This is a genomic window from Plesiomonas sp. PI-19, from assembly GCF_021368255.1.
Taxonomy (GTDB): domain Bacteria; phylum Pseudomonadota; class Gammaproteobacteria; order Enterobacterales; family CAMTGL01; genus Plesiomonas; species Plesiomonas shigelloides.
The window spans coordinates 862,267-882,494 of sequence record NZ_JAJNMQ010000001.1; the positions used below are offsets into that span (position 1 = coordinate 862,267).

15 protein-coding genes are annotated in these 20,228 nt (G+C 53.0%); 7 read left to right on the forward strand and 8 right to left on the reverse strand.

Features of this window, described 5'->3' with window-relative positions; translation table 11 throughout:
* Positions 1–87 precede the first annotated feature (87 nt).
* From menB to menE, 3 genes are read left to right on the forward strand one after another with little or no spacing between them, the layout of a single operon-like run.
* The gene (menB, locus tag LQ901_RS03940) at positions 88–945 is read left to right on the forward strand and encodes a 1,4-dihydroxy-2-naphthoyl-CoA synthase (protein WP_010864053.1); all 858 of its coding nucleotides are present in this window, start codon (positions 88–90) and stop codon (positions 943–945) included.
* Positions 946–966: 21 nt separating this feature from the next.
* A complete protein-coding gene (menC, locus tag LQ901_RS03945) occupies positions 967–1,938 on the forward strand; it encodes an o-succinylbenzoate synthase (protein WP_064977983.1) in 972 nt (323 codons plus the stop codon).
* Between the two features lie 14 nt (positions 1,939–1,952).
* On the forward strand, positions 1,953–3,464 hold the full coding sequence (menE, locus tag LQ901_RS03950; protein ID WP_233672384.1) for an o-succinylbenzoate--CoA ligase: 1,512 nt from the start codon (positions 1,953–1,955) through the stop codon (positions 3,462–3,464).
* A 115-nt stretch (positions 3,465–3,579) separates the two neighbouring features.
* On the opposite strand, the gene LQ901_RS03955 is transcribed toward menE, so the two are convergent.
* Positions 3,580–4,017 (reverse strand): GNAT family N-acetyltransferase, encoded by a 438-nt coding sequence (locus tag LQ901_RS03955; RefSeq protein ID WP_010864049.1) that lies wholly within the window; start codon positions 4,015–4,017, stop codon positions 3,580–3,582.
* Between the two features lie 322 nt (positions 4,018–4,339).
* Here LQ901_RS03955 and LQ901_RS03960 point away from each other — a divergent pair, with 322 nt between their 5' ends.
* Together LQ901_RS03960 and LQ901_RS03965 are read left to right on the forward strand one after the other, a co-directional pair.
* A complete protein-coding gene (locus tag LQ901_RS03960) occupies positions 4,340–4,831 on the forward strand; it encodes a GNAT family N-acetyltransferase (protein ID WP_172534103.1) in 492 nt (163 codons plus the stop codon).
* A gap of 671 nt (positions 4,832–5,502) precedes the next feature.
* Positions 5,503–6,798: a serine/threonine transporter gene (locus LQ901_RS03965; protein ID WP_010864047.1), complete on the forward strand. Its 1,296-nt coding sequence runs from the start codon at positions 5,503–5,505 to the stop codon at positions 6,796–6,798.
* Positions 6,799–7,305: 507 nt separating this feature from the next.
* On the opposite strand, the gene tyrP (LQ901_RS03970) is transcribed toward LQ901_RS03965, so the two are convergent.
* Together tyrP (LQ901_RS03970) and tyrP (LQ901_RS03975) are read right to left on the reverse strand one after the other, a co-directional pair.
* Positions 7,306–8,517, reverse strand: coding sequence for a tyrosine transporter TyrP (gene tyrP, locus LQ901_RS03970; protein WP_233671981.1), 1,212 nt, complete (start codon positions 8,515–8,517; stop codon positions 7,306–7,308).
* 34 nt (positions 8,518–8,551) lie between these two features.
* The gene (tyrP, locus tag LQ901_RS03975; protein ID WP_039045657.1) at positions 8,552–9,763 is read right to left on the reverse strand and encodes a tyrosine transporter TyrP; all 1,212 of its coding nucleotides are present in this window, start codon (positions 9,761–9,763) and stop codon (positions 8,552–8,554) included.
* A 457-nt stretch (positions 9,764–10,220) separates the two neighbouring features.
* Between tyrP (LQ901_RS03975) and LQ901_RS03980 the strand changes: the two genes are divergently transcribed.
* A complete protein-coding gene (locus LQ901_RS03980) occupies positions 10,221–11,483 on the forward strand; it encodes a CinA family nicotinamide mononucleotide deamidase-related protein (RefSeq protein WP_082935540.1) in 1,263 nt (420 codons plus the stop codon).
* A gap of 59 nt (positions 11,484–11,542) precedes the next feature.
* On the opposite strand, the gene yfaE is transcribed toward LQ901_RS03980, so the two are convergent.
* The 5 genes from yfaE to ubiG form a co-directional block, all read right to left on the reverse strand.
* On the reverse strand, positions 11,543–11,935 hold the full coding sequence (gene yfaE / locus LQ901_RS03985) for a class I ribonucleotide reductase maintenance protein YfaE (RefSeq protein WP_225624423.1): 393 nt from the start codon (positions 11,933–11,935) through the stop codon (positions 11,543–11,545).
* A gap of 4 nt (positions 11,936–11,939) precedes the next feature.
* Positions 11,940–13,070: a class Ia ribonucleoside-diphosphate reductase subunit beta gene (gene nrdB, locus LQ901_RS03990; protein WP_010864042.1), complete on the reverse strand. Its 1,131-nt coding sequence runs from the start codon at positions 13,068–13,070 to the stop codon at positions 11,940–11,942.
* A gap of 68 nt (positions 13,071–13,138) precedes the next feature.
* Positions 13,139–15,424 carry a class 1a ribonucleoside-diphosphate reductase subunit alpha gene (gene nrdA, locus LQ901_RS03995; protein WP_084976969.1) on the reverse strand — a complete coding sequence of 762 codons (2,286 nt, stop codon included), beginning with the start codon at positions 15,422–15,424 and terminating at the stop codon, positions 13,139–13,141.
* Positions 15,425–15,931: 507 nt separating this feature from the next.
* Positions 15,932–16,594 carry a phosphoglycolate phosphatase gene (gene gph / locus LQ901_RS04000; RefSeq protein ID WP_233671982.1) on the reverse strand — a complete coding sequence of 221 codons (663 nt, stop codon included), beginning with the start codon at positions 16,592–16,594 and terminating at the stop codon, positions 15,932–15,934.
* Positions 16,594–17,307 carry a bifunctional 2-polyprenyl-6-hydroxyphenol methylase/3-demethylubiquinol 3-O-methyltransferase UbiG gene (gene ubiG / locus LQ901_RS04005; protein WP_047707845.1) on the reverse strand — a complete coding sequence of 238 codons (714 nt, stop codon included), beginning with the start codon at positions 17,305–17,307 and terminating at the stop codon, positions 16,594–16,596. The genes gph and ubiG overlap by 1 nt, the downstream gene beginning before the upstream one ends.
* Positions 17,308–17,569: 262 nt before the next feature.
* On the opposite strand from ubiG, the gene gyrA reads away from it, so the two are divergent.
* Positions 17,570–20,197, forward strand: coding sequence for a DNA topoisomerase (ATP-hydrolyzing) subunit A (gene gyrA / locus LQ901_RS04010; protein WP_064977975.1), 2,628 nt, complete (start codon positions 17,570–17,572; stop codon positions 20,195–20,197).
* The last annotated feature ends 31 nt before the right edge of the window (positions 20,198–20,228 follow it).

Sequence of the window (20,228 nt, forward strand, 5' to 3'; positions counted from 1 at the left end):
TTTTAGCTGTTCGTTTCTGAACGCTGACGGTGCGGTTTTTTATGCTTTTATCCACTTATTTTTTCATTACTTACAGGACATAGCCCGATGCTTTATCCGAGCGAAGAAGAACTGTACGCCCCGATTGAATGGCAGGACTGCAGCGCAGACTACACTGACATCCTGTACCAAAAATCTGCTGACGGGATCGCTAAGATCACTATCAACCGCCCAGAAGTGCGTAACGCGTTCCGTCCACAGACTGTGAAAGAGATGCTGCAAGCACTGGCTGATGCGCGTTATGACGACAACGTCGGTGTGATTGTGCTGACCGGTCAGGGCGACAAAGCGTTCTGCGCTGGCGGCGACCAGAAGATCCGTGGCGACTACGGTGGCTACCGTGATGATTCCGGCGTGCATCACCTGAACGTGCTGGATTTCCAGCGTCAGATCCGTACCTGTCCAAAGCCGGTGGTGGCGATGGTAGCCGGTTACGCAGTGGGTGGCGGTCACGTGCTGCATATGATGTGTGACCTGACGATTGCGGCTGAAAATGCCCAATTTGGTCAAACTGGCCCGAAAGTCGGCTCCTTCGACGGCGGCTGGGGTGCGTCTTACATGGCTCGCATCGTCGGCCAGAAAAAAGCGCGCGAAATTTGGTTCCTGTGCCGCATGTACGATGCGCAGCAAGCGCTAGACATGGGTCTGGTGAACACCGTTGTTCCACTGGAGCAGCTGGAGCGCGAAACCGTGCGCTGGTGTCGTGAAATGCTGCGCAACAGCCCGATGGCTCTGCGTTGCCTGAAAGCGGCGCTGAACGCTGACTGTGATGGCCAAGCGGGTCTGCAAGAGCTGGCAGGTAATGCCACTATGCTGTTCTACATGACCGAAGAAGGTCAGGAAGGACGCAACGCTTTCAATGAGAAGCGTCAGCCAGATTTCAGCAAATTCAAACGTAATCCGTAATTTAGAATAATTATTCCTATTATGAGAACCGCGACTCTGTACCGTTACAGCCTGCCGATGGAGGCAGGCATCGGCCTTCGCAACCGTCCACTTAAGACGCGCGAAGGCTTGATTTTGCATGTGCAGCAGGATGAGCGCGAAGGCTGGGGCGAAATCGCCCCGCTACCGTATTTCAGCACCGAAACGCTGGCACAAGCGCAAGAAGAGACTCAAGCGTGGCTGAGCGCGTGGTTAGCGGGTGAAACACCGGCTGAGCCACAGTGGCCATCGGTCGCCTTTGGTACCAGCTGTGCGCTGGCCGAGCTGGATGGCTCGCTGCCACAGGCCGGTGATTACCGCACCGTGCCATTGTGCTCGGGCGATCCAGACGATCTGTTTGCCGCATTAAACGCGATGCCGGGTGAGAAGATCGCGAAGGTCAAGGTCGGACTGTATGAATCGGTGCGCGACGGCATGATTGTGAATATGCTGCTCGAAGCGCTGCCAGATCTGAAACTGCGCTTAGATGCCAATCGTGCGTGGACTCGTGCTAAAGCCGAAGGCTTTGCTAAGTATGTGAATCCGGATTACCGTCCGCGCATTCAGTTCTTGGAAGAGCCATGCAAAACCCCGCAAGAAAGTCTCGATTATGCGCAGTACACCGGCATCAATATCGCGTGGGATGAAACCGTGCGTGATGAAGGCTTTGAGGTGCAAGCACAAGACGGCGTGTCGGCGATAGTGATCAAGCCTACGCTGGTGGGTAGCCTGCAACGTTGCCAGATGTTGGTTGAACAAGCGCATGCGGCCGGTCTGATTGCTGTCATCAGCTCATCGATTGAGTCGAGCTTAGGCTTAACGCAGTTGGCGCGGGTGGCCGCTTGGCTGACGCCGGACACCATGCCGGGCTTGGATACGCTGTCGATGATGCAAGCACAAGTGCTGCGTCCGTGGCCAGACAGCGCGCTACCGCTGTGGTCAGTGAGTCAGCTGGAAAAAGTCTGGCCGTGTTAAGCGATCTGCCGGTGATGGACGTGTGTCCGTGGCGCTACTGGGCAACACACTCGCCACAGGCGGTGGCACTGCGCACTGAGTCTGACACCTTAAGCTGGCAACAGCTGGCGAACTGTGTGGTGCAGCGTGCGGCCTATTTGGCTGAATGCGGCGTGTCAGAAGGCTGTGCGGTGGCGCTGATTGGGCGGAATAGTCCGGCGCTGCTGCTCAACTATCTGGCCGTGATTGAATGCGGTGCGCGTGTGGTGCCGGTGAATCCACAGCTGCCGCGTGAGCGACAAGTGGCGCTGTGCGCGGCGCTGGATGTCCGTTTTGGCATCGCAATGCCCGCAATCGATGGTGAGATGAACGCTGAGCCGGCAGTCGTCGATGCTTTTGACTCTGCCGGCGTGGCGATGTTGACGGCTCCGCTGCTCTTTAGCGTGATGCTGTTTAGCGTTGATGCGGCGCACAGCGCTTCGTCAGCAGCTAACGCCGCGTTGGACGTTAGCCCTGTTGTCGCCGCTGCCCCAGTGGCGTGGGACGCGTCGCGTCCGGCGACCGTGACCTTGACCTCCGGCTCTGGCGGCCTACCGAAAGGCGTGGTGCATTCGGCGGCGTGCCATTTGGCCAGTGCCGATGGGCTGCTGCAGATGTTGCCGTTCACTGCGCACGACAGCTGGTTGCTCAGTTTGCCGCTGTTCCATGTCTCTGGGCAGGGGATAGTCTGGCGCTGGTTGCTGCGTGGCGCGACCTTAGTGTGTCGTCCACTGCGTGATTTAGCGCAGGCGCTGCAAGGTTGTAGCCATGCCTCTTTAGTGCCGACCCAACTGTACCGCTTGTTGCAGCAACCGCAGTCGCTGCCATCGCTGCGGCAAGTATTGCTGGGCGGTGCGGTGATCCCCGTAGCATTAACGCAGCAAGCGCAAGCGGCGGGGATCCATTGCTGGTGCGGCTACGGCATGACCGAAATGGCCTCCACGGTGACGGCGAAAGCAGCAGACAGTCGCTCTGGCGTGGGGCTATGCCTGCCCCGCCGTGAGCTGTGTTTGCGCGACGAAGAAGTGTGGGTGCGCGGCGCACCACTGGCGCTAGGGTACTGGCGCGATGGGGCTTTGCAGCCACTGACGAATGACGAAGGCTGGTTTGCCACTCGCGATCGTGGCTTCATGCGCGGCGGCGAGTTGGTGATTTTAGGTCGCCTTGATAACTTGTTTATCAGTGGCGGCGAAAATATCCAGCCAGAGCAAATCGAACGAGGGCTGGCGCTGCATCCGCAGGTGTTGCAGGCGTTTGTTCTGCCGGTTACTGATGCGGAGTTTGGGCAGCGACCGGTGGCGGTGTTGCAATTCAACTCTTCGTCGGATACGGCGTTTGATGCCAGCGCGGTGGCAGATGAGCTACGGTCGTGGGCGAAAATGCATCTGGCGGGATTTCAGCGTCCGCTGCACTATTTTTGCTTACCCGACGGCTTTGGCGGCGGCGGCATTAAAATTGCGCGTAAAGCGGTTGCCGATTGGCTAGCAAGTGGTCCACCGCCGCTGTAATGCGTGGTGTATCCGGCCAGACCGGCTAGAACAGAGAGCTGAGTATTGCTGCAACTGTGGCGTACAATACCGATAACAACTGATAAAAAACGGCAGGAATTCCTGCCGTTTTTTATTATTCGTCATCTGCCCGTTTATAGATATTCGGGTCATGAATTTCCATAAAACTTTGTGGCCGCGCCAGTGGCTCAAAGCCGTACTTGTTGTACAGCGCGTGCGCATCGCTGGTGGTCAGCACAAACCGACGTAATCCTTGCAAATCAGGGTGCTCCATCACCGCTTCTAGCATCGAACCGGCAATACCTTGTCCGCGGCAACTCTCTACCACAAACACATCACACAGATATGCAAAGGTGGCGTAGTCAGAAATGACGCGGCAAAAACCAACCTGCTCATCACCTTTTAGTGCCGTAAAACATAGCGAGTGATCCAATCCGCGCAGCAGGGTTTCCCGTGGAATACGGCGCGCCCAACCACTTTGGCCAGACAAAAATTGATAGACCAGCTCATCATCCACATCTTTACGCTGATCGGAAATGTGTATCTCTTGCATGCTCATACTCCGTGGGCTGGTTCGCCTATAGAGTGAGCATATCTTAATTGCCGCAGATATACAGGGGGATAGGGGGTAAATTTGTTTATCTGTATCGCAAAATATTACAGGGAATTCAGCTGATTATATGAACATCACTGCATGACGGAGCGTGATGTTTTTCCGGTTGCGGCGCACGATTTATGCGCTATTATGCATTTTCCTTGCATGAAAATTTTAATATTCAGAGGGAAAAGTTACATTTCTCCGCTCGTCTACGGCAGAGAAAACCGTTAAAAACAGGAAAAACTGTATGGTTGATCAGAACATAAGGAAACGTGGAATGTCGTCGTGTTCACCTTCGCTGCAATGGAAAGCCTGTACCTTTGCCGAGCTCTCCTCCACTGAACTCTACCAGTTGTTACAGTTACGAGCGGAAGTCTTCGTGGTGGAGCAAGCCTGTGCTTATCAAGATATTGATGGGTTGGATTTGCTGCCGCAGACTTACCATGTGCTGGGTTATGACGGTGAAACACTGGCCGCTTACTTGCGCATTATGGCGCCGGGTACGGTAGGCCATGGTGAGTTGGATTCATCCATGCCGGTGATAGGTCGTGTGATTACCCGCGCGCCATACCGTGGCAAAGGCATTGGTCATGATTTGATCCAGCAAGGCATCATGTTGTGTGAACAGCACTGGCCGAGCGCGTCTATCCACCTGAGTGCGCAAGCTCACCTGCAAGGCTATTACGGTCAGCACGGGTTTGAGGCATGCGGGGAAGGGTATCTAGAAGACGGTATTCCGCATATCGGCATGAACCGATTAGGGCACTAAGCTAGACAATCGCTTCGTTTTTTATCACCGGCATCAGTAGAACTCAGCTTATCCGGCGTTGCGCTCTAAGGTGATGACGCGTTTGTCGGTGATGAAAATTAAACCAACAGCTATTTTGTGAGCAACTTCACTGTTGAAAGTTTACGCATCCCGTGCGCAGGGAAAATAAATTTATGTGATCGATCTCTCTTTATTGCGTTATAAATCTCCCTATCCCCTATAAAAAGTGTGATTTAGGACTCGACCAATGGCTGCCAGTCGCTATAATGGCGCCCTCTTATTGGTAGGGCAACTTATTGCACATCTCGTTGTTTGTATTCCTTCGGGTGCATGCAGATAACCAGCGGTAACGCTGCGCTACCAGACAGAGTGAACAAAAGTAATTCCAGCGTCTGACAGCCCATATCAAAAATCAATCAGACAGTCAGCGCTGAAACCAAGAACCTTTTTCGCAGAGGTTGAAACACGGCGATAACAGCTGCTGGAACAGCGGTTGCAGACAATATCAGGCTCATCTCTGAGCAATTTTCCAATGGATGGTTATTTTGCTGCCCCTTGCTTTGGCAGGGCACAACTGTATGTGTTTTTTATCGCACTCTGGCTCACGTTGTAGCTTGAATCGTTTCAACCTACTGATAACGTTTTTTTATAAATACTTTGAAGATAAACCTATGGATCACACAGTAGCGAAACAAGCAACGACTCAAGGCGCCAATGCGGCGACCATGAAGTGGAATAAAAGTGACATCACTTGGATGCTGGGCCTGTACGGTACAGCGGTAGGTGCGGGTACATTGTTCCTGCCTATCGAAGCCGGTATCGGTGGTATCTGGCCTCTGCTGGTGATGGCGATTCTGGCTCTGCCAATGACCTTCTTTGCACACCGTGCACTGTGCCGCTTCGTACTGTCTGGCTCTGGCCGCCAGGGCGACGACATCACTGAAGTGGTAGAAGAGCACTTCGGCTCAACTGCCGGTTACCTGATCACCTTCCTGTATTTCTTCGCGATCTACCCGATCCTGTTGGTATACAGCGTGGCGATCACTAACACCGTTGAAAGCTTCATGCTGAACCAGCTGCACATGACCCCACCTCCGCGTGCGATCCTGTCTCTGGTGCTGATCGTGGGCCTGATGGCGATTGTGGCCTGTGGTGAAAAGCTGATCGTCAAAGCCATGAGCGTACTGGTATTCCCATTTGTGGCAGTACTGGTGCTGATGTCTCTGTTCCTGATCCCAGAGTGGAACACTGCCATTTTCCATTATGTGCCTGCGGGCGGTAACGGTATCGGCAACGTGCTGAAAACTCTGTGGCTGGTGATCCCAGTAATGGTGTTCTCTTTCAACCACTCACCAATCATCTCTTCTTTTGCCGTAGAACAAAAGCAGCAGTACGGTGACATGGCTGATGCCAAGAGCTCACGCATTCTGATGATGAGCCACATCATGATGGTGATCACTGTAATGTTCTTCGTATTCAGCTGTGTGCTGAGCCTGTCACCAGCTGAGCTGGCACAAGCGAAGGCGGATAACATCTCTATCCTGTCTTACTTGGCGAACAAGTTCCAGAACCCGCTGATCGCGTATCTGGCACCAATGATTGCCTTTGTTGCTATCACCAAATCTTTCCTGGGTCACTACTTGGGCACCCGCGAAGGTCTGAACGGTCTGATCCTGAAAGCGGCGCGTCGTAAGGGTAAAACTGTAGGTATCAATACCCTGAACCGCATCACCGCAGTGTTCATTCTGCTGACCACTTGGGCTGTTGCAACGTGGAACCCAAGCATCCTGCACATCATTGAAATGCTGGGTGGCCCGGTAATCGCTCTGCTGCTGTTCATCATGCCAATGTATGCAGTACGCAAAGTACCAGCCATGAAGAAATATGCTGGCGCGCCAAGCAACATCTTCGTGACCTTTATCGGTTGTGTGGCTATCTCCGCAATCTTCTACACCCTGTTCCATTAATGCATTTTGGCTGCCGCCACTGCACTGAAAGTGGCTCGGCAGTCAGCAAGTTGAACAGTGTGAACAACGGCATCCTACGGGGTGCCGTTTTTTTTGCTTATGATCTCGTCTCGGCACTCTGCTGCTATTTAGCAAGTAAGAGAGAGCAGTGCCAAGCTCACTAAAAACAAGGCAGCCAAGAACATGAGAAACAAAGATCAAAGAGTAAGAGAACAAACAGCCAGAGCACACAGCAAGATAATACTGGCAGGGATAGGGAAGGTTCCGTAGGCACCCACATCGCCAGTGGTCGCGGCATTTTGTGGGCAAGTAACAATAAAAGGGAGAGACCAAAGCGCACGATAAGAGAGGGATGAGATGCCGCACAGCAAAAGAAAATCCGGCCATCGACCTCTGTGCATCATTATGCATTATGGTTCCGATGACCGGATTCAGTGCTTATAAAGATAGATTTTTGGGCCGCAATGCAGCCATGCTGCGTGATGCGAGTTTACGCTATCCGCTGAATTAGCCCGCCACCGGAGGCAACCAACCGAAGGTAGATGCCAGCTGAACGGCGATAATCACGATACCGGTAGTAAACACCACCACCAGACCCGCTACGCCGCCTACCACACGGTAACCATGCGCATACTGACGACGAGTCTTCCATGCCATCGCCGCCGGTAACAACAGTGCCAGTACCGCCAGTGCAATTGCCGCGTAACCCAGCGCCATGACAAAGCCTTGTGGATAGAACAGGGCAAAAATCAGTGGCGGAGTAAAGGTCAGAACCCCCGTTTGTAAACGGCCACCGACGGAATCAGTACGGCGGAACGCATCGGCCAGAAAATCAAACATCCCCAGCGTCACGCCCAAGAATGAGGTCGCCAGCGCCATGTCGGCAAAAACGCGTACCGCGACATCCACTTTCGGATTCGCCACCACTCGATCGACGGCTTGCATCAGACCGGTCAGATTTGGATTTTCCGCCAAAATGCTGCCCATCGCGGATTGGCTGATGGAGCCGTGAGTCGCCAGTTGCCACAGAACATAGGCAAACAGCGGGATCGCACTGCCGATAATCAGCACCACACGCAGTTTGCGTGTATCGCCATCTAAATAACGCACCAGACTTGGAATGCTACCGTGGAAACCAAACGAGGTGAAAATCACTGGAATGGCGGAGAGCACCAGCCCTTGTTGCAATGGCATGGCTAGCAGGTTTGGGCCTTCCACATGTGGCAGCATCAGCGCCAGCATCAGGATCAGCGCCAGCACTTTAATCGAGAACAGCACGCGGTTCAGCGCATCGACTGCGCGTGTGCTGATGCAGACTGCGCCACCGAGCAGCAGTGTAAACAGCAAAGTTCCTTGCAGTGGGCTGATCTCAAGGCTCGCCCAACGCTGCAGGTTGTGTGACAGCTGACCGCCGCCACCGGTGATATAAGCCGCAATCAACGCATACATCAGAAAGGCCATGCTGCCACTGGCAATCCAGCGACCAGCAGCGCCAAAACACTGCTCCGCCAGCGATCCCAGACCGGCATTGGCCGCGGAATATTGATGCACTTCCAGCAACATCAACGCGCTGTAACACATCAATGCCCACAGGGCCACCATCATAATAAAGGTGGCTCCAAATCCAATCCCCGCGGACGCCAGCGGCATAGCCAACATACCGGCGCCGATGGTTGTTCCGGCAACAATCAAAATGCTGCCTAACAAGCGACTTTTCACTGTAAAACTCCGTTAGTTATTCTCGTTTTCATATTTAACCGGCGACTGCCGGTAGCCATCCGCTGGCGGTAGCAAGCTGTACCACAATCACAAAGACACCCAGCGTAGCGACTAAAATCAGACCGGCGGTACCCCCCATCACACGGTAGGTACTGTTGCCCGCGCGACGCGCTTTCCAAACCATTGCTGCCGGCAGCAGCAGCGCCAGAATGGCCAGCGGAATTGCCGCATAACCCAGCGCCATAATGAAGCCTTGCGGATAAAACAGGGCAAACAGCACCGGTGGAATAAAGGTTAGCAACCCGGTTTGCATCCGACCGGAAGGACGGTTGTTGCGGCGGGTGGCATCGGCCAGAAAATCAAACAGTGCCAGTGACACGCCAAGGAATGAGGTCGCCAGTGCCATATCGGCAAAAATGCGTACCGCCATATCCACACTGCGGTTTTGCACCACCGAGTCGACGGTTTGCATCAAACCGCTCAGCGTCGGATTAACCTCAAGGATGTGGGTGAACGCTTCTTGGCTGATGGCGCCGTGTGTAGCCAGTTGCCACAGAATATAAATCACCAGCGGAATGGCGCTACCAGTAATAAACACAAACCGCAGTTTCGCAGCATCACCGTCTAAGTAGCGCACCAAGGTAGTGGTGCAGATATGAAAACCGAACGAGGTGAAAAAGACCGGTAAAGCTGACAGCAGAAGCAGATTTTGTACCGGCATCGCCGTCAGGTTTTGGCCTTCCACGTGCGGGATCAGTAGCAGCAGCACCAGCGCCAGCGCCACCAATTTGATGCTGAACAAGATGCGGTTGAACGAGTCGACCAAACGGGTGCTTATACACACCGCGCCGCCTAACAGCAGGGTAAACAGCAGTGCGCCTTGCACCGGTGTTAATTGCAGGCCAAACCAGCGCTCTAAGTTGTGCATCAACTGGCCACCACCGCCAGTCACATAGGCTGCGGTCAGGGCATACATTAAAAACAACATGCTGAAACTGATTAACCAGCGCCCTGGCTTACCCAGATAACGTTCGGCTAACACACTCAGCGCAGGAATGTCCGGCGCTGACAAATGCACCTCCACCAACATCAAGGCGCTATAGCACATCAATGCCCACAGAGCGAACATCATAAACAGAGTAGGGATAAAGCCGATCCCGGCGGAAGCTAACGGCATGGCCAGCATGCCAGCCCCAATCGTAATCCCTGCGACAATAAGAACGCTACCTAAAACCCGGCTTTTCACTGGCAACTCCGTATGGATGTCAATTGAACGGTAGGTTAAAAAACAGACAAAATGTTTTTGTATATGTGTTTTAACTGCTATTTAACATTAAGGCTAAATTTAATCTGCCTGTCTGGATTAATGGCAAACTAATGTTCTGCAGATTAAATAAGAAGCGCGCCGCTGTCAAATCTGGTTTGCGGCGTAATTATATGTTTACACCTTGGTGTTTTCAGGCAGGATTTGAGGAAAATTTTCGTGCAGTAAAAAATTTCAGTGTAAATAAAACAATACAAATTTGGCTGTTGCTAATGAAAAGCCATAAAGCCATGCTTAGTTAGATAAATACGCTATTATTTAGCCGAGTTAACAGAACTAAAGTGAATTTTTTGTTTTTTATTAGGCGGTTAAGATAGAACTCTGACAAAAATGGGCTGAAACATGTCAGGATGCCTAGTCTAAGGGAAGCGAGCAAAGCATGAGCACGCCGTTGAGAGTTGAAATGATCAGTACCGGCAACGAAGTGTTGCACGGCGAAATTATAGACAGTAACGCGGCGTGGCTGGCGCAAACGCTGTACCAAGCCGGTTTGCCTTTGGCTTACCGCAGTACAGTGGGTGATGATATCAATGCGCTGGTAAGTTGTTTTTTAGCGCGTAGCCATGAAGCTGATATTGTGATTGTCAACGGCGGTTTAGGGCCGACGTGCGACGATCTCAGTGCTGAAGCGGCAGCACGTGCCTTTAATCAACCCTTGGTGCTCAATCACCCTTGGCTGGAGCGTTTGCGTCAGCGCTACGAAAAATCGGGCCGTCCGATGCCTGATTCCAACCGCAAGCAGGCATTGTTACCGCAACATGCGCTGTTGGTGGATAATCCGGTGGGCACGGCCTGTGGCTTTATGCTGACGTTGCCGCAATGCGTCATGTTCTTTACTCCCGGTGTTCCGCAAGAATTTAAAGTGATGGTCGAGCAGCAAATTCTGCCGATTATTCAGCAACGCTTTAATCTGCCGCCTGCGCCGATTTGCCTGCGTGTCACCTCATTTGGCCTCAGTGAAAGTGGGATCGCCGATCGCCTGCAACACTTGGATGTTCCGCCCGATGTGATGCTCGGTTATCGCTCGGCGATGCCATTTATCGAAATCAAAGTCTCCGGTCCTGCCACGCGGCATAACCATATGCTGCGTTTGATGAACCAAATTTCCGACATTCTGGATGACAACATTGTCTTTTCTGGTGAAGGCTCGTTACCCGAGCAGTTAGGGGATTTCCTCGCTTTAAGCAAGATCACTCTATCGTTGTCAGAAACCTTTACTGGTGGCGTGGTCGCTGCCACGTTGCAAGATGATAAACGCACGGCACTGGCTTTACGGCAGGGCTGGGTGATTGGGCAAACCGATCAACGTCTGCCGGATAACCAGAAACTGCTGGGGCATGCGATAGCGATGGCCGAAGCGTGCCGTGAACGCACTGGCGCAGATGTCGGGCTGGCAACCTCACGCATTTTGGTGGTGGATAACCATATCGAAGTGGCGGTCGCGCTGGCTGATAAGCGCAACGAGTACGGACAGCGCGTCCGGCTGCGGGTACGTCATGCGTCAGAGCAACGTGTCGTGGTGACTACCTTGTTGCTGGACATGCTGCGTCGCTATTTGGAAGCGCGCGAAATTTTCGGCACCTATGAATGGATTGAGCCGCAAGAAGTGCTGACGATCCCCAAAGGGGATGTTCCGGCTTAACATCAAATGGCTGGATGCTAGCCGTGACTCACTGTACTCAAATCTGGCGATGAACGGCTCTAACCGTGCACGGATAATGTGTTGAGCTCAGTGGCTGGCAGTTCGCTGTCCGCGGTGCTTCCGGCATCCGCGTAAAGGCCGATGTGAAGGTCGGTTTGTGGTACGCAGCAGCAAGGCAGAATTTCATCTTCGCCGATGAACGCCAGCGGCGTTGTGAGATAGCGCACTTGGCCTTGATATAACCGAGTTCGACATGCGCCGCAAAAGCCTGCGCGGCACTGCGATTCCACCGGCTGACGGTGCAATTCCAAGGTTTCCAGTAAGGTCATATTACCTAGATGCGGGATCGAGAAGAGGGCATGACCTGCCGGATGTGCAGACTGGTTTGCAGAGAGTTCAGATGGGTGAGAGTCCTGCGCCCGTGGGCGCAGGACAATGTGCAGTTTCAGCATGCGATCACAGCTCGAAGCCACCTAAGTCTTCATCGCTGACTTCGGAGTCAATCTGACCAACTAAGTACGAGCTGACTTCCACTTCTTGTGGCGCTACTTGCACGTTGTCGGATACTAACCAGCTATTGATCCACGGGATCGGGTTTGAACGCGCAGGGAATGGCATGATCAAACCAACCGCTTGCATACGGATGTTGGTGATGTACTCAACGTACTGGCACAGAATGTCTTTGTTCAGGCCAATCATCGAGCCGTCTTTGAACAGGTACTCGGCCCAACGTTTTTCTTGCTCCGCGGCTTCCAAGAACAGGTTAAAGCACTCCGCTTCACATTCGGCAGCAATCTCCGCCATCTCAGGATCATCACGGCCACTGCGCATCAGGTTAATGATGTGCTGGGTGCCGGTCAGGTGCAGCGCTTCATCACGGGCAATCATCTTGATGATCTTGGCATTACCTTCCATCAGCTCGCGCTCCGCGAACGCAAACGAGCAGGCAAAGCTGACATAGAAGCGGATCGCTTCCAGCGCGTTCACGCTCATCAGGCACAAATACAGGGTCTTTTTCAGCGCGCGCAGGCTGACGGTATGGGTCACGCCATTAATGGTGTGGGTACCTTCACCCAGCAAATGGTACAGGTTGCTGTCGTGGATCAGCTTGTCGTAGAACGATGAAATATCGGTGGCGCGCTTCAAAATCTCTTCGTTAACCACGATATCGTCAAACACCACTGACGGGTCATTCACGATATTACGAATGATGTGGGTGTAGGAGCGAGAGTGAATGGTCTCAGAGAATGACCATGTCTCGATCCAGGTTTCCAGCTCAGGGATAGAAACCAGCGGCAACAGCGCCACGTTCGGGCTGCGGCCTTGAATGGAGTCCAGCAGCGTCTGATATTTCAGGTTGCTGATGAAGATATGTTTTTCGTGATCGGGCAGAGCCTGATAATCGATGCGGTCACGGGACACATCCACTTCTTCCGGACGCCAGAAGAACGACAGCTGCTTTTCAATCAGACGCTCGAAAATCTCGTGCTTTTGCTGATCGTAGCGGGCCACGTTAACCGGCTGACCGAAAAACATCGGTTCCAGCAGCTGATTGTTTTTGTGTTGACTGAAAGTGGTGTAAGCCATGAGAAAAATACCTTTGTACGGAAACAACCGCCGATGCTTATTACTCGCACCGGCGGCAGAGAGCGCAATTAAATCTTGCAGGCGCCGCTTTCGCAGCCATCATCAGCGGCGGCTACGGACAGATCATCCTGTAAATCGTCGGCACCGTCACGGGTGTTCTGATAATACAGGGTTTTGACACCGTATTTATAGGCAGTCAGCAGATCTTTGAGCAATTGCTTCATTGGCACCTTCTGGCCAGGGAAGCGCGCCGGATCGTAGTTGGTATTGGCCGAAATCGACTGATCGATAAACTTCTGGATGATCCCCACGATATGCAGGTAACCGTCGTTATTCGGGATATCCCACAGCAGCTCGTAGGCATCTTTCAGTTGTTCGTACTCCGGTACCACCTGCTTGAGGATCCCGTCTTTCGATGCTTTCACGCTGATATGGCCGCGCGGTGGCTCAATACCGTTGGTGGCGTTAGAGATCTGGGATGAGGTCTCTGATGGCATCAGTGCCGAAACGGTTGAGTTACGCAGACCGTGCTGTTGGATATCACGACGCAGAGTTTCCCAATCGTAATGCAGCGGCTCTTGGGTCAGCTGATCCAGATCCTTTTTATAGGTATCAATAGGCAAAATACCCTGTGCATAGGTGGTTTCATTGAACCACGGGCAAGCACCTTGCTCTTGTGCCAGCTTGTTAGACGCTTTCAGCAGATAATACTGCATCGCTTCAAACGTGCGGTGCGTCAGGTTGTTTGCGCTGCCATCGGAGTAACGCACACCGTGCTTCGCCAGATAGTAGGCAAAGTTGATCACGCCAATCCCCAGAGTACGACGCCCCATTGCGCCACGCTGCGCGGCGGGGATTGGGTAATCCTGATAATCGAGCAGGGAATCCAGTGCGCGGATGGCCAGCTCAGCCAGCTCTTCCAGCTCATCTAAGTGCTCGATCGCACCTAAGTTGAAGGCTGACAGGGTACAGAGCGCAATCTCGCCGTTGGCATCGTTCACTTCATCCAGTGGGCGAGTTGGCAGCGCGATTTCCAAGCACAGGTTTGACTGGCGCACCGGCGCTACCATTGGGTCAAACGGGCTGTGAGTGTTGCAGTGATCCACGTTCTGAATGTAGATACGGCCCGTTGAAGCGCGCTCTTGCATCATCAGCGAGAACAGCTCCAGCGCTTTAATTGCTTTCTTACGGATAGACGGATCTTGTTCGTACTTAACGTACAGCTCTTCAAACTTGGCCTGATCCATGAAAAACGCATCGTACAGACCCGGAACATCGGATGGGCTGAACAGCGTGATGTTCTCGCCTTTGATCAGGCGCTGATACATCAGTTTGTTGATCTGCACGCCGTAATCCATATGACGCACGCGGTTTTCTTCCACGCCGCGGTTGTTTTTCAGCACCAGCAGATCTTCGACTTCCAGATGCCACAGCGGATAGAACAGCGTAGCCGCACCACCGCGCACGCCGCCTTGTGAGCAGGACTTCACTGCCGTCTGGAAATGCTTGTAGAACGGAATACAGCCGGTGTGGAACGCTTCGCCACCACGGATTTCGCTACCCAGCGCACGGATACGACCGGCGTTGATGCCGATACCGGCGCGCTGAGAGACGTATTTCACAATCGCACTGGAGGTGGCGTTGATGGAATCTAAGCTGTCACCACATTCGATCAGCACACAAGAGCTGAACTGACGAGTAGGGGTACGCACACCCGACATAATGGGGGTTGGCAGCGAAATCTTGAAAGTCGAAATCGCATCATAAAAACGGCGCACGTAATCTAAACGTGTCTCACGCGGATAACCGGCAAACAGGCAGGCAGCCACCAGAATGTACAGGAACTGCGCGCTTTCGTAGATCTCACCGGTCACGCGGTTTTGAACCAGATATTTGCCTTCCAGCTGCTTCACGGCTGCGTAGGAGAAGTTCATATCACGCCAGTGATCGAGGAATTCGTCCATCTGCGCAAATTCTTCTTCGCTGTAGTCTTGCAGCAGATGAGCATCGTATTTGCCGAGTTCAACCATCTTGCGTACATGATCCAGCAGCTTTGGTGGCTCAAACTGGCCATAGGCTTTTTTGCGCAGGTGGAAAATAGCCAGACGCGCGGCCAGATACTGATAATCCGGTGATTCACGGGAGATCAGGTCAGCGGCGGCCTTGATGATGGTTTCGTGGATATCAGAGGTGCGGATCCCGTCATAAAACTGAATGTGGGAACGTAATTCAACCTGCGATACTGACACATTGTGAAGACCTTCCGCAGCCCATGTGATGACCCGGTGGATTTTATCCAGATCGATGCGCTCTTTACGTCCGTCGCGTTTCGTTACCAGCAGAGATTGATTCATAGTTCTTCAGTTCAGCCAATGTAGTAGAAAAGGTAATAGTCGAACACCAACGTCTGTCTGCGCGTCCTGCGTCAGAGCAGCGCGCCTGTTTACCACCGAACCGTTAACCATCAGGGCGTTGGAAACAGGAGGCCGGACAGGCAAATATGGATAAATGGCACTCGTCATCGCTCATTACACTGTAGTGTGTGAGTCTGACATGTGCCACAACATATTGGGTGTTCGCTTGGAATGGATAACAAGATAGTGAGGTATGGCCGTAGATGCAAGTGCACAAAATGCCTCTGAGTTGTGGATAACCCAGTGCGGAAAGAGGTAATGTTAGTGTTTACTAACTTGCGTGCAATACACCTATTGCGCCTCTCGAAAATGCAAGCATTTTTGCCGGTGAAAAAAGCAACAGAGAAAAAATTTTTTGATCTGGTGCTGTTCGCACAGGAATTATGCAAACGGGCGAAACATGAGCCAGATCAAATTTTATCGGTTTGTTATAAGGTGTTGGTTTTGTTAGACGCGATGCGTTGCCAACCAGTGCATAAACTCGGTAACGGAAGCAAAAACGCCATCGGCGCCCCAATCGCGGGTATCAATGTCTGGGCTGATGTAACCCCATCCTGCCACGGCACTCGGCATACCAGCGGCTTGCGCCGCTTGAATATCGGTACGGGCATCACCCAGATACAGAGTGCGTGACTCCGATAACCCTAACTGCGCGCAGGCATGATGCATTGGCGCGGGGTGCGGTTTACGCTGCGCTAAGGTATCTGCGCACACTAATACGGCAGGCTGCGCCAATACAGGGAAGAAAGGCAGCAGCGCTTGCGTCAGTGCCGTAGGCTTATTGGTGACAATTCCCCATGGGCAACCGCTTTGCGCGATCTGCTGTAACAGCGCCGTGACGCCAGGATATAAGCGGGTATCACGGCAGACATTGGCGTGGTAGTACGCCAAAAAGCGCGCGCGCAATACCGTCATATCATCGGGCAATGCCCCAGCAAAGCCTGCGTGCAGCAATCCGTGCACGCCTTGGCTGGTATTGGCTTGAATTTGCGCTGCGTTCAGCGGGCTATAGCCATAGTGTTGCAAGACATGATTGGCTGCGGCCGCCATGTCCGCGGCGGTATCTAATAAGGTGCCGTCGAGATCAAAGAGTACCGCATCCCAATGCATCACAGATCCTCGCGAATGGTGTGTACCATGTAGTTCACATCGATATCTGGGCGTAACGAAAACTGATTCAGCAGCGGGTTGAAGGTGATCCCCATCAGGTCTTGTTCGCGCAGGCCGGTATTATCAATCCAACCCAGCAGTTCAGACGGGCGAATGAACTTATTAAAGTCATGCGTACCTTTTGGCACCATGCGCAGCAGATATTCTGCGCCGACAATCGCCAGCAAGAAGGATTTCGGGTTCCGGTTTAAGGTCGAGAAAAAGACATGGCCGCCGGGTTTGACCAAGCGCGCACAGGCTTGAATGATAGATTCTGGATCGGGCACATGCTCCAGCATTTCCATGCAGGTGACCACATCATACTGGCCGCTGTGCGCCTCGGCATGCTCTTCCACGGTTTGCTGCAGATAGTTGACTTGCACGCCACTTTCCAGTGCATGCAGACGTGCCACTTGCAGCGGCTCACTGCCCATGTCTAAACCGGTGACGTTAGCGCCTTCGCGGGCCAAACTTTCCGACAAAATACCGCCGCCACAGCCGACATCCAGCACTTGCTTGCCAAATACACCACCGGCGCGGTCGAGAATGTACTCAAGGCGCAACGGATTAATACGGTGTAAGGGTTTGAATTCCCCTTCCAGATCCCACCAGGTTGAGGCAACAGCTTCAAATTTAGCAATTTCCTGATGATCGACGTTCAGCGTTTTTTGCATGGCTACACAGCATCCATTCATACGACAATAATTGCGCTGATTATACCTAATTCAGACGACAAGCTGTATCTTTGCTGACCTTGGTTCGTTGCAGGCTGTGTTGAAGGTTGGATAGGCGTTTTTTATCGGCGCTGAAAATGCGTTGTGCGATCCGGTTCGGCGTCTTGTTTTTGATACGCTGGGCGTAAACTTTGCTTTTATGGTATAGTCTTACACCTTTTTCATCCGGTCAGACGACAATTAGCTGAGGGAATGTGGCGCCATGAGCGACCTAGCCAAAGAAATCACGCCGGTCAATATCGAAGAAGAGCTGAAAAGCTCCTATCTGGACTATGCAATGTCCGTGATTGTCGGACGCGCCTTACCAGATGTGCGTGACGGCCTTAAGCCGGTTCACCGCCGTGTCTTGTACGCCATGAGCGTACTCGGTAATGACTGGAACAAACCATATAAGAAATCGGCCCGTGTGGTCGGTGACGTAATCGGTAAATATCACCCACACGGTGATAGCGCGGTTTACGACACCATCGTACGTATGGCGCAGCCTTTCTCACTGCGTTATATGCTGGTCGACGGACAGGGGAACTTCGGTTCCATCGACGGCGACTCCGCCGCAGCGATGCGTTACACCGAAGTGCGCATGGCCAAGATCGCCCACGAACTGCTGGCCGATCTGGACAAAGAAACCGTTGATTATGTGCCTAACTACGACGGCAGTGAGCAGATCCCGGCAGTATTGCCGACCAAGATCCCGAACCTGCTGGTAAACGGCTCCTCCGGTATCGCCGTAGGTATGGCAACCAACATCCCACCGCACAACTTGGGCGAAGTGATCGACGGCTGTTTGGCCTACATCGAAAACCCAGAGATCACCATTGATGAGCTGATGACCCATATTCCGGGTCCGGATTTCCCGACGGCAGCAATCATCAATGGCCGTCGTGGGATTGAAGATGCTTATCGTACCGGTCGCGGTAAAGTGTACCTGCGCGCTCGCGCTGAAGTGGAAGTGGACGAGAAAAACGGCCGCGAATCCATCATCGTGCACGAGATCCCGTATCAGGTGAACAAAGCGCGCCTGATCGAAAAGATCGCCGAGCTGGTAAAAGACAAGAAAGTTGAAGGGATCAGCGCCCTGCGTGATGAGTCTGACAAAGACGGCATGCGCATTGTGATTGAGATCAAACGTGATGCGGTCGGTGAAGTGGTACTGAACAATCTGTACTCACAAACCCAGCTGCAAACCACGTTTGGTATCAACATGGTAGCCTTGAGCCAAGGTCAACCGAAGCTGTTGAACCTGAAAGACATGCTGGAAGCGTTCGTGCTGCACCGCCGTGAAGTGGTGACACGTCGTACCGTGTATGAACTGCGTAAAGCCCGTGATCGTGCTCATATCTTGGAAGGTCTGGCTGTAGCGCTGGCGAACATCGATGAAATCATCGAGCTGATCCGCCGTGCACCGACACCATCTGAAGCGAAAGCCGGTTTGGTCGCGCGTGGTTGGGATCTGGGCCATGTGTCCGTCATGTTGGAAGCGGCCGGTGTTGATGCTGCCCGTCCTGACTGGCTGGAGGCTGAGTTTGGTATCCGTGAAAACCAGTACTTCCTGACTGAGCAACAAGCGCAGGCTATTTTGGATTTGCGTCTGCACAAGCTGACAGGTCTGGAGCACGAGAAGCTGCTGGACGAGTACAAAGAGCTGCTGGCACAAATCGCTGAGCTGTTGCATATCCTGCAAAGCCCAGAGCGTCTGATGGAAGTGATCTGCGAAGAGCTGACTAGCATTCGCGCGCAGTTTGGCGATCAGCGTCGTACTGAAATCACTGCTAACAGTGCTGACATCAACATCGAAGACCTGATTAATCAGGAAGATGTGGTGGTTACACTGTCGCACGAAGGTTATGTGAAGTATCAGCCGCTGACTGAGTATGAAGCGCAGCGCCGTGGTGGTAAAGGCAAGTCTGCGACTAAGATGAAGGAAGAAGACTTCATTGAACGTCTGCTGGTGGCTAACACCCACGACACCATTTTGTGCTTCTCGTCTCGTGGTCGCTTGTACTGGCTGAAGGTATATCAGCTGCCATTGGCCAGCCGCGGTGCTCGTGGCCGTCCGATTGTGAACTTGCTGCCGCTGGAAGAAAACGAGCGTATTACCGCGATCCTGCCGGTTCGTGAGTATGCGAATGATCAGTACATCTTCATGGCCACAGCCAACGGTACAGTGAAGAAGACGCCACTGACTGACTTTAGCCGTCCGCGTAGCGCCGGTATCATCGCTGTTAACCTGAATGATGACGACACCCTGATTGGTGTGGATCTGACTCACGGTAATGACGAAGTGATGCTGTTCTCCGCCGAAGGTAAAGTGGTGCGTTTCGCCGAAGATCAAGTGCGTCCAATGGGCCGTACCGCGACCGGTGTGCGCGGCATCAAGCTGAGCGAGCAAGACAAAGTCGTTTCTCTGATCGTGCCAAAAGGCGAGGGTGAGATCCTGACTGTCACCGCCAACGGTTACGGTAAGCGTACGGCATCTGCGGAGTACCCGACGAAGTCCCGTGCGACCCAAGGGGTTATCTCCATCAAGGTCAGCGAGCGTAACGGTCTGGTTGTGGGCGCGGTGCAGGTTGAGGAAAATGATCAGATCATGATCATCACCAATGCCGGTACGCTGGTTCGCACACGAGTGAAAGAAGTGAGCGTGGTGGGTCGTAACACCCAAGGCGTGACCTTGATTCGCACCAGCGAAGAAGAGCAAGTGGTTGGTTTGCAGCGTATCTTGGATGCCGATGATGATGAGGAAAGCACCGAAGAGGGTGTTGAACTGTCAGAACAGGGTGACGAGCAAGCTGCTAGCGAGTCTGCACAAGACGAGCCAGGCGAAGAGTAATCAATACTCGTAATGGGTGTGGCGGTAACCT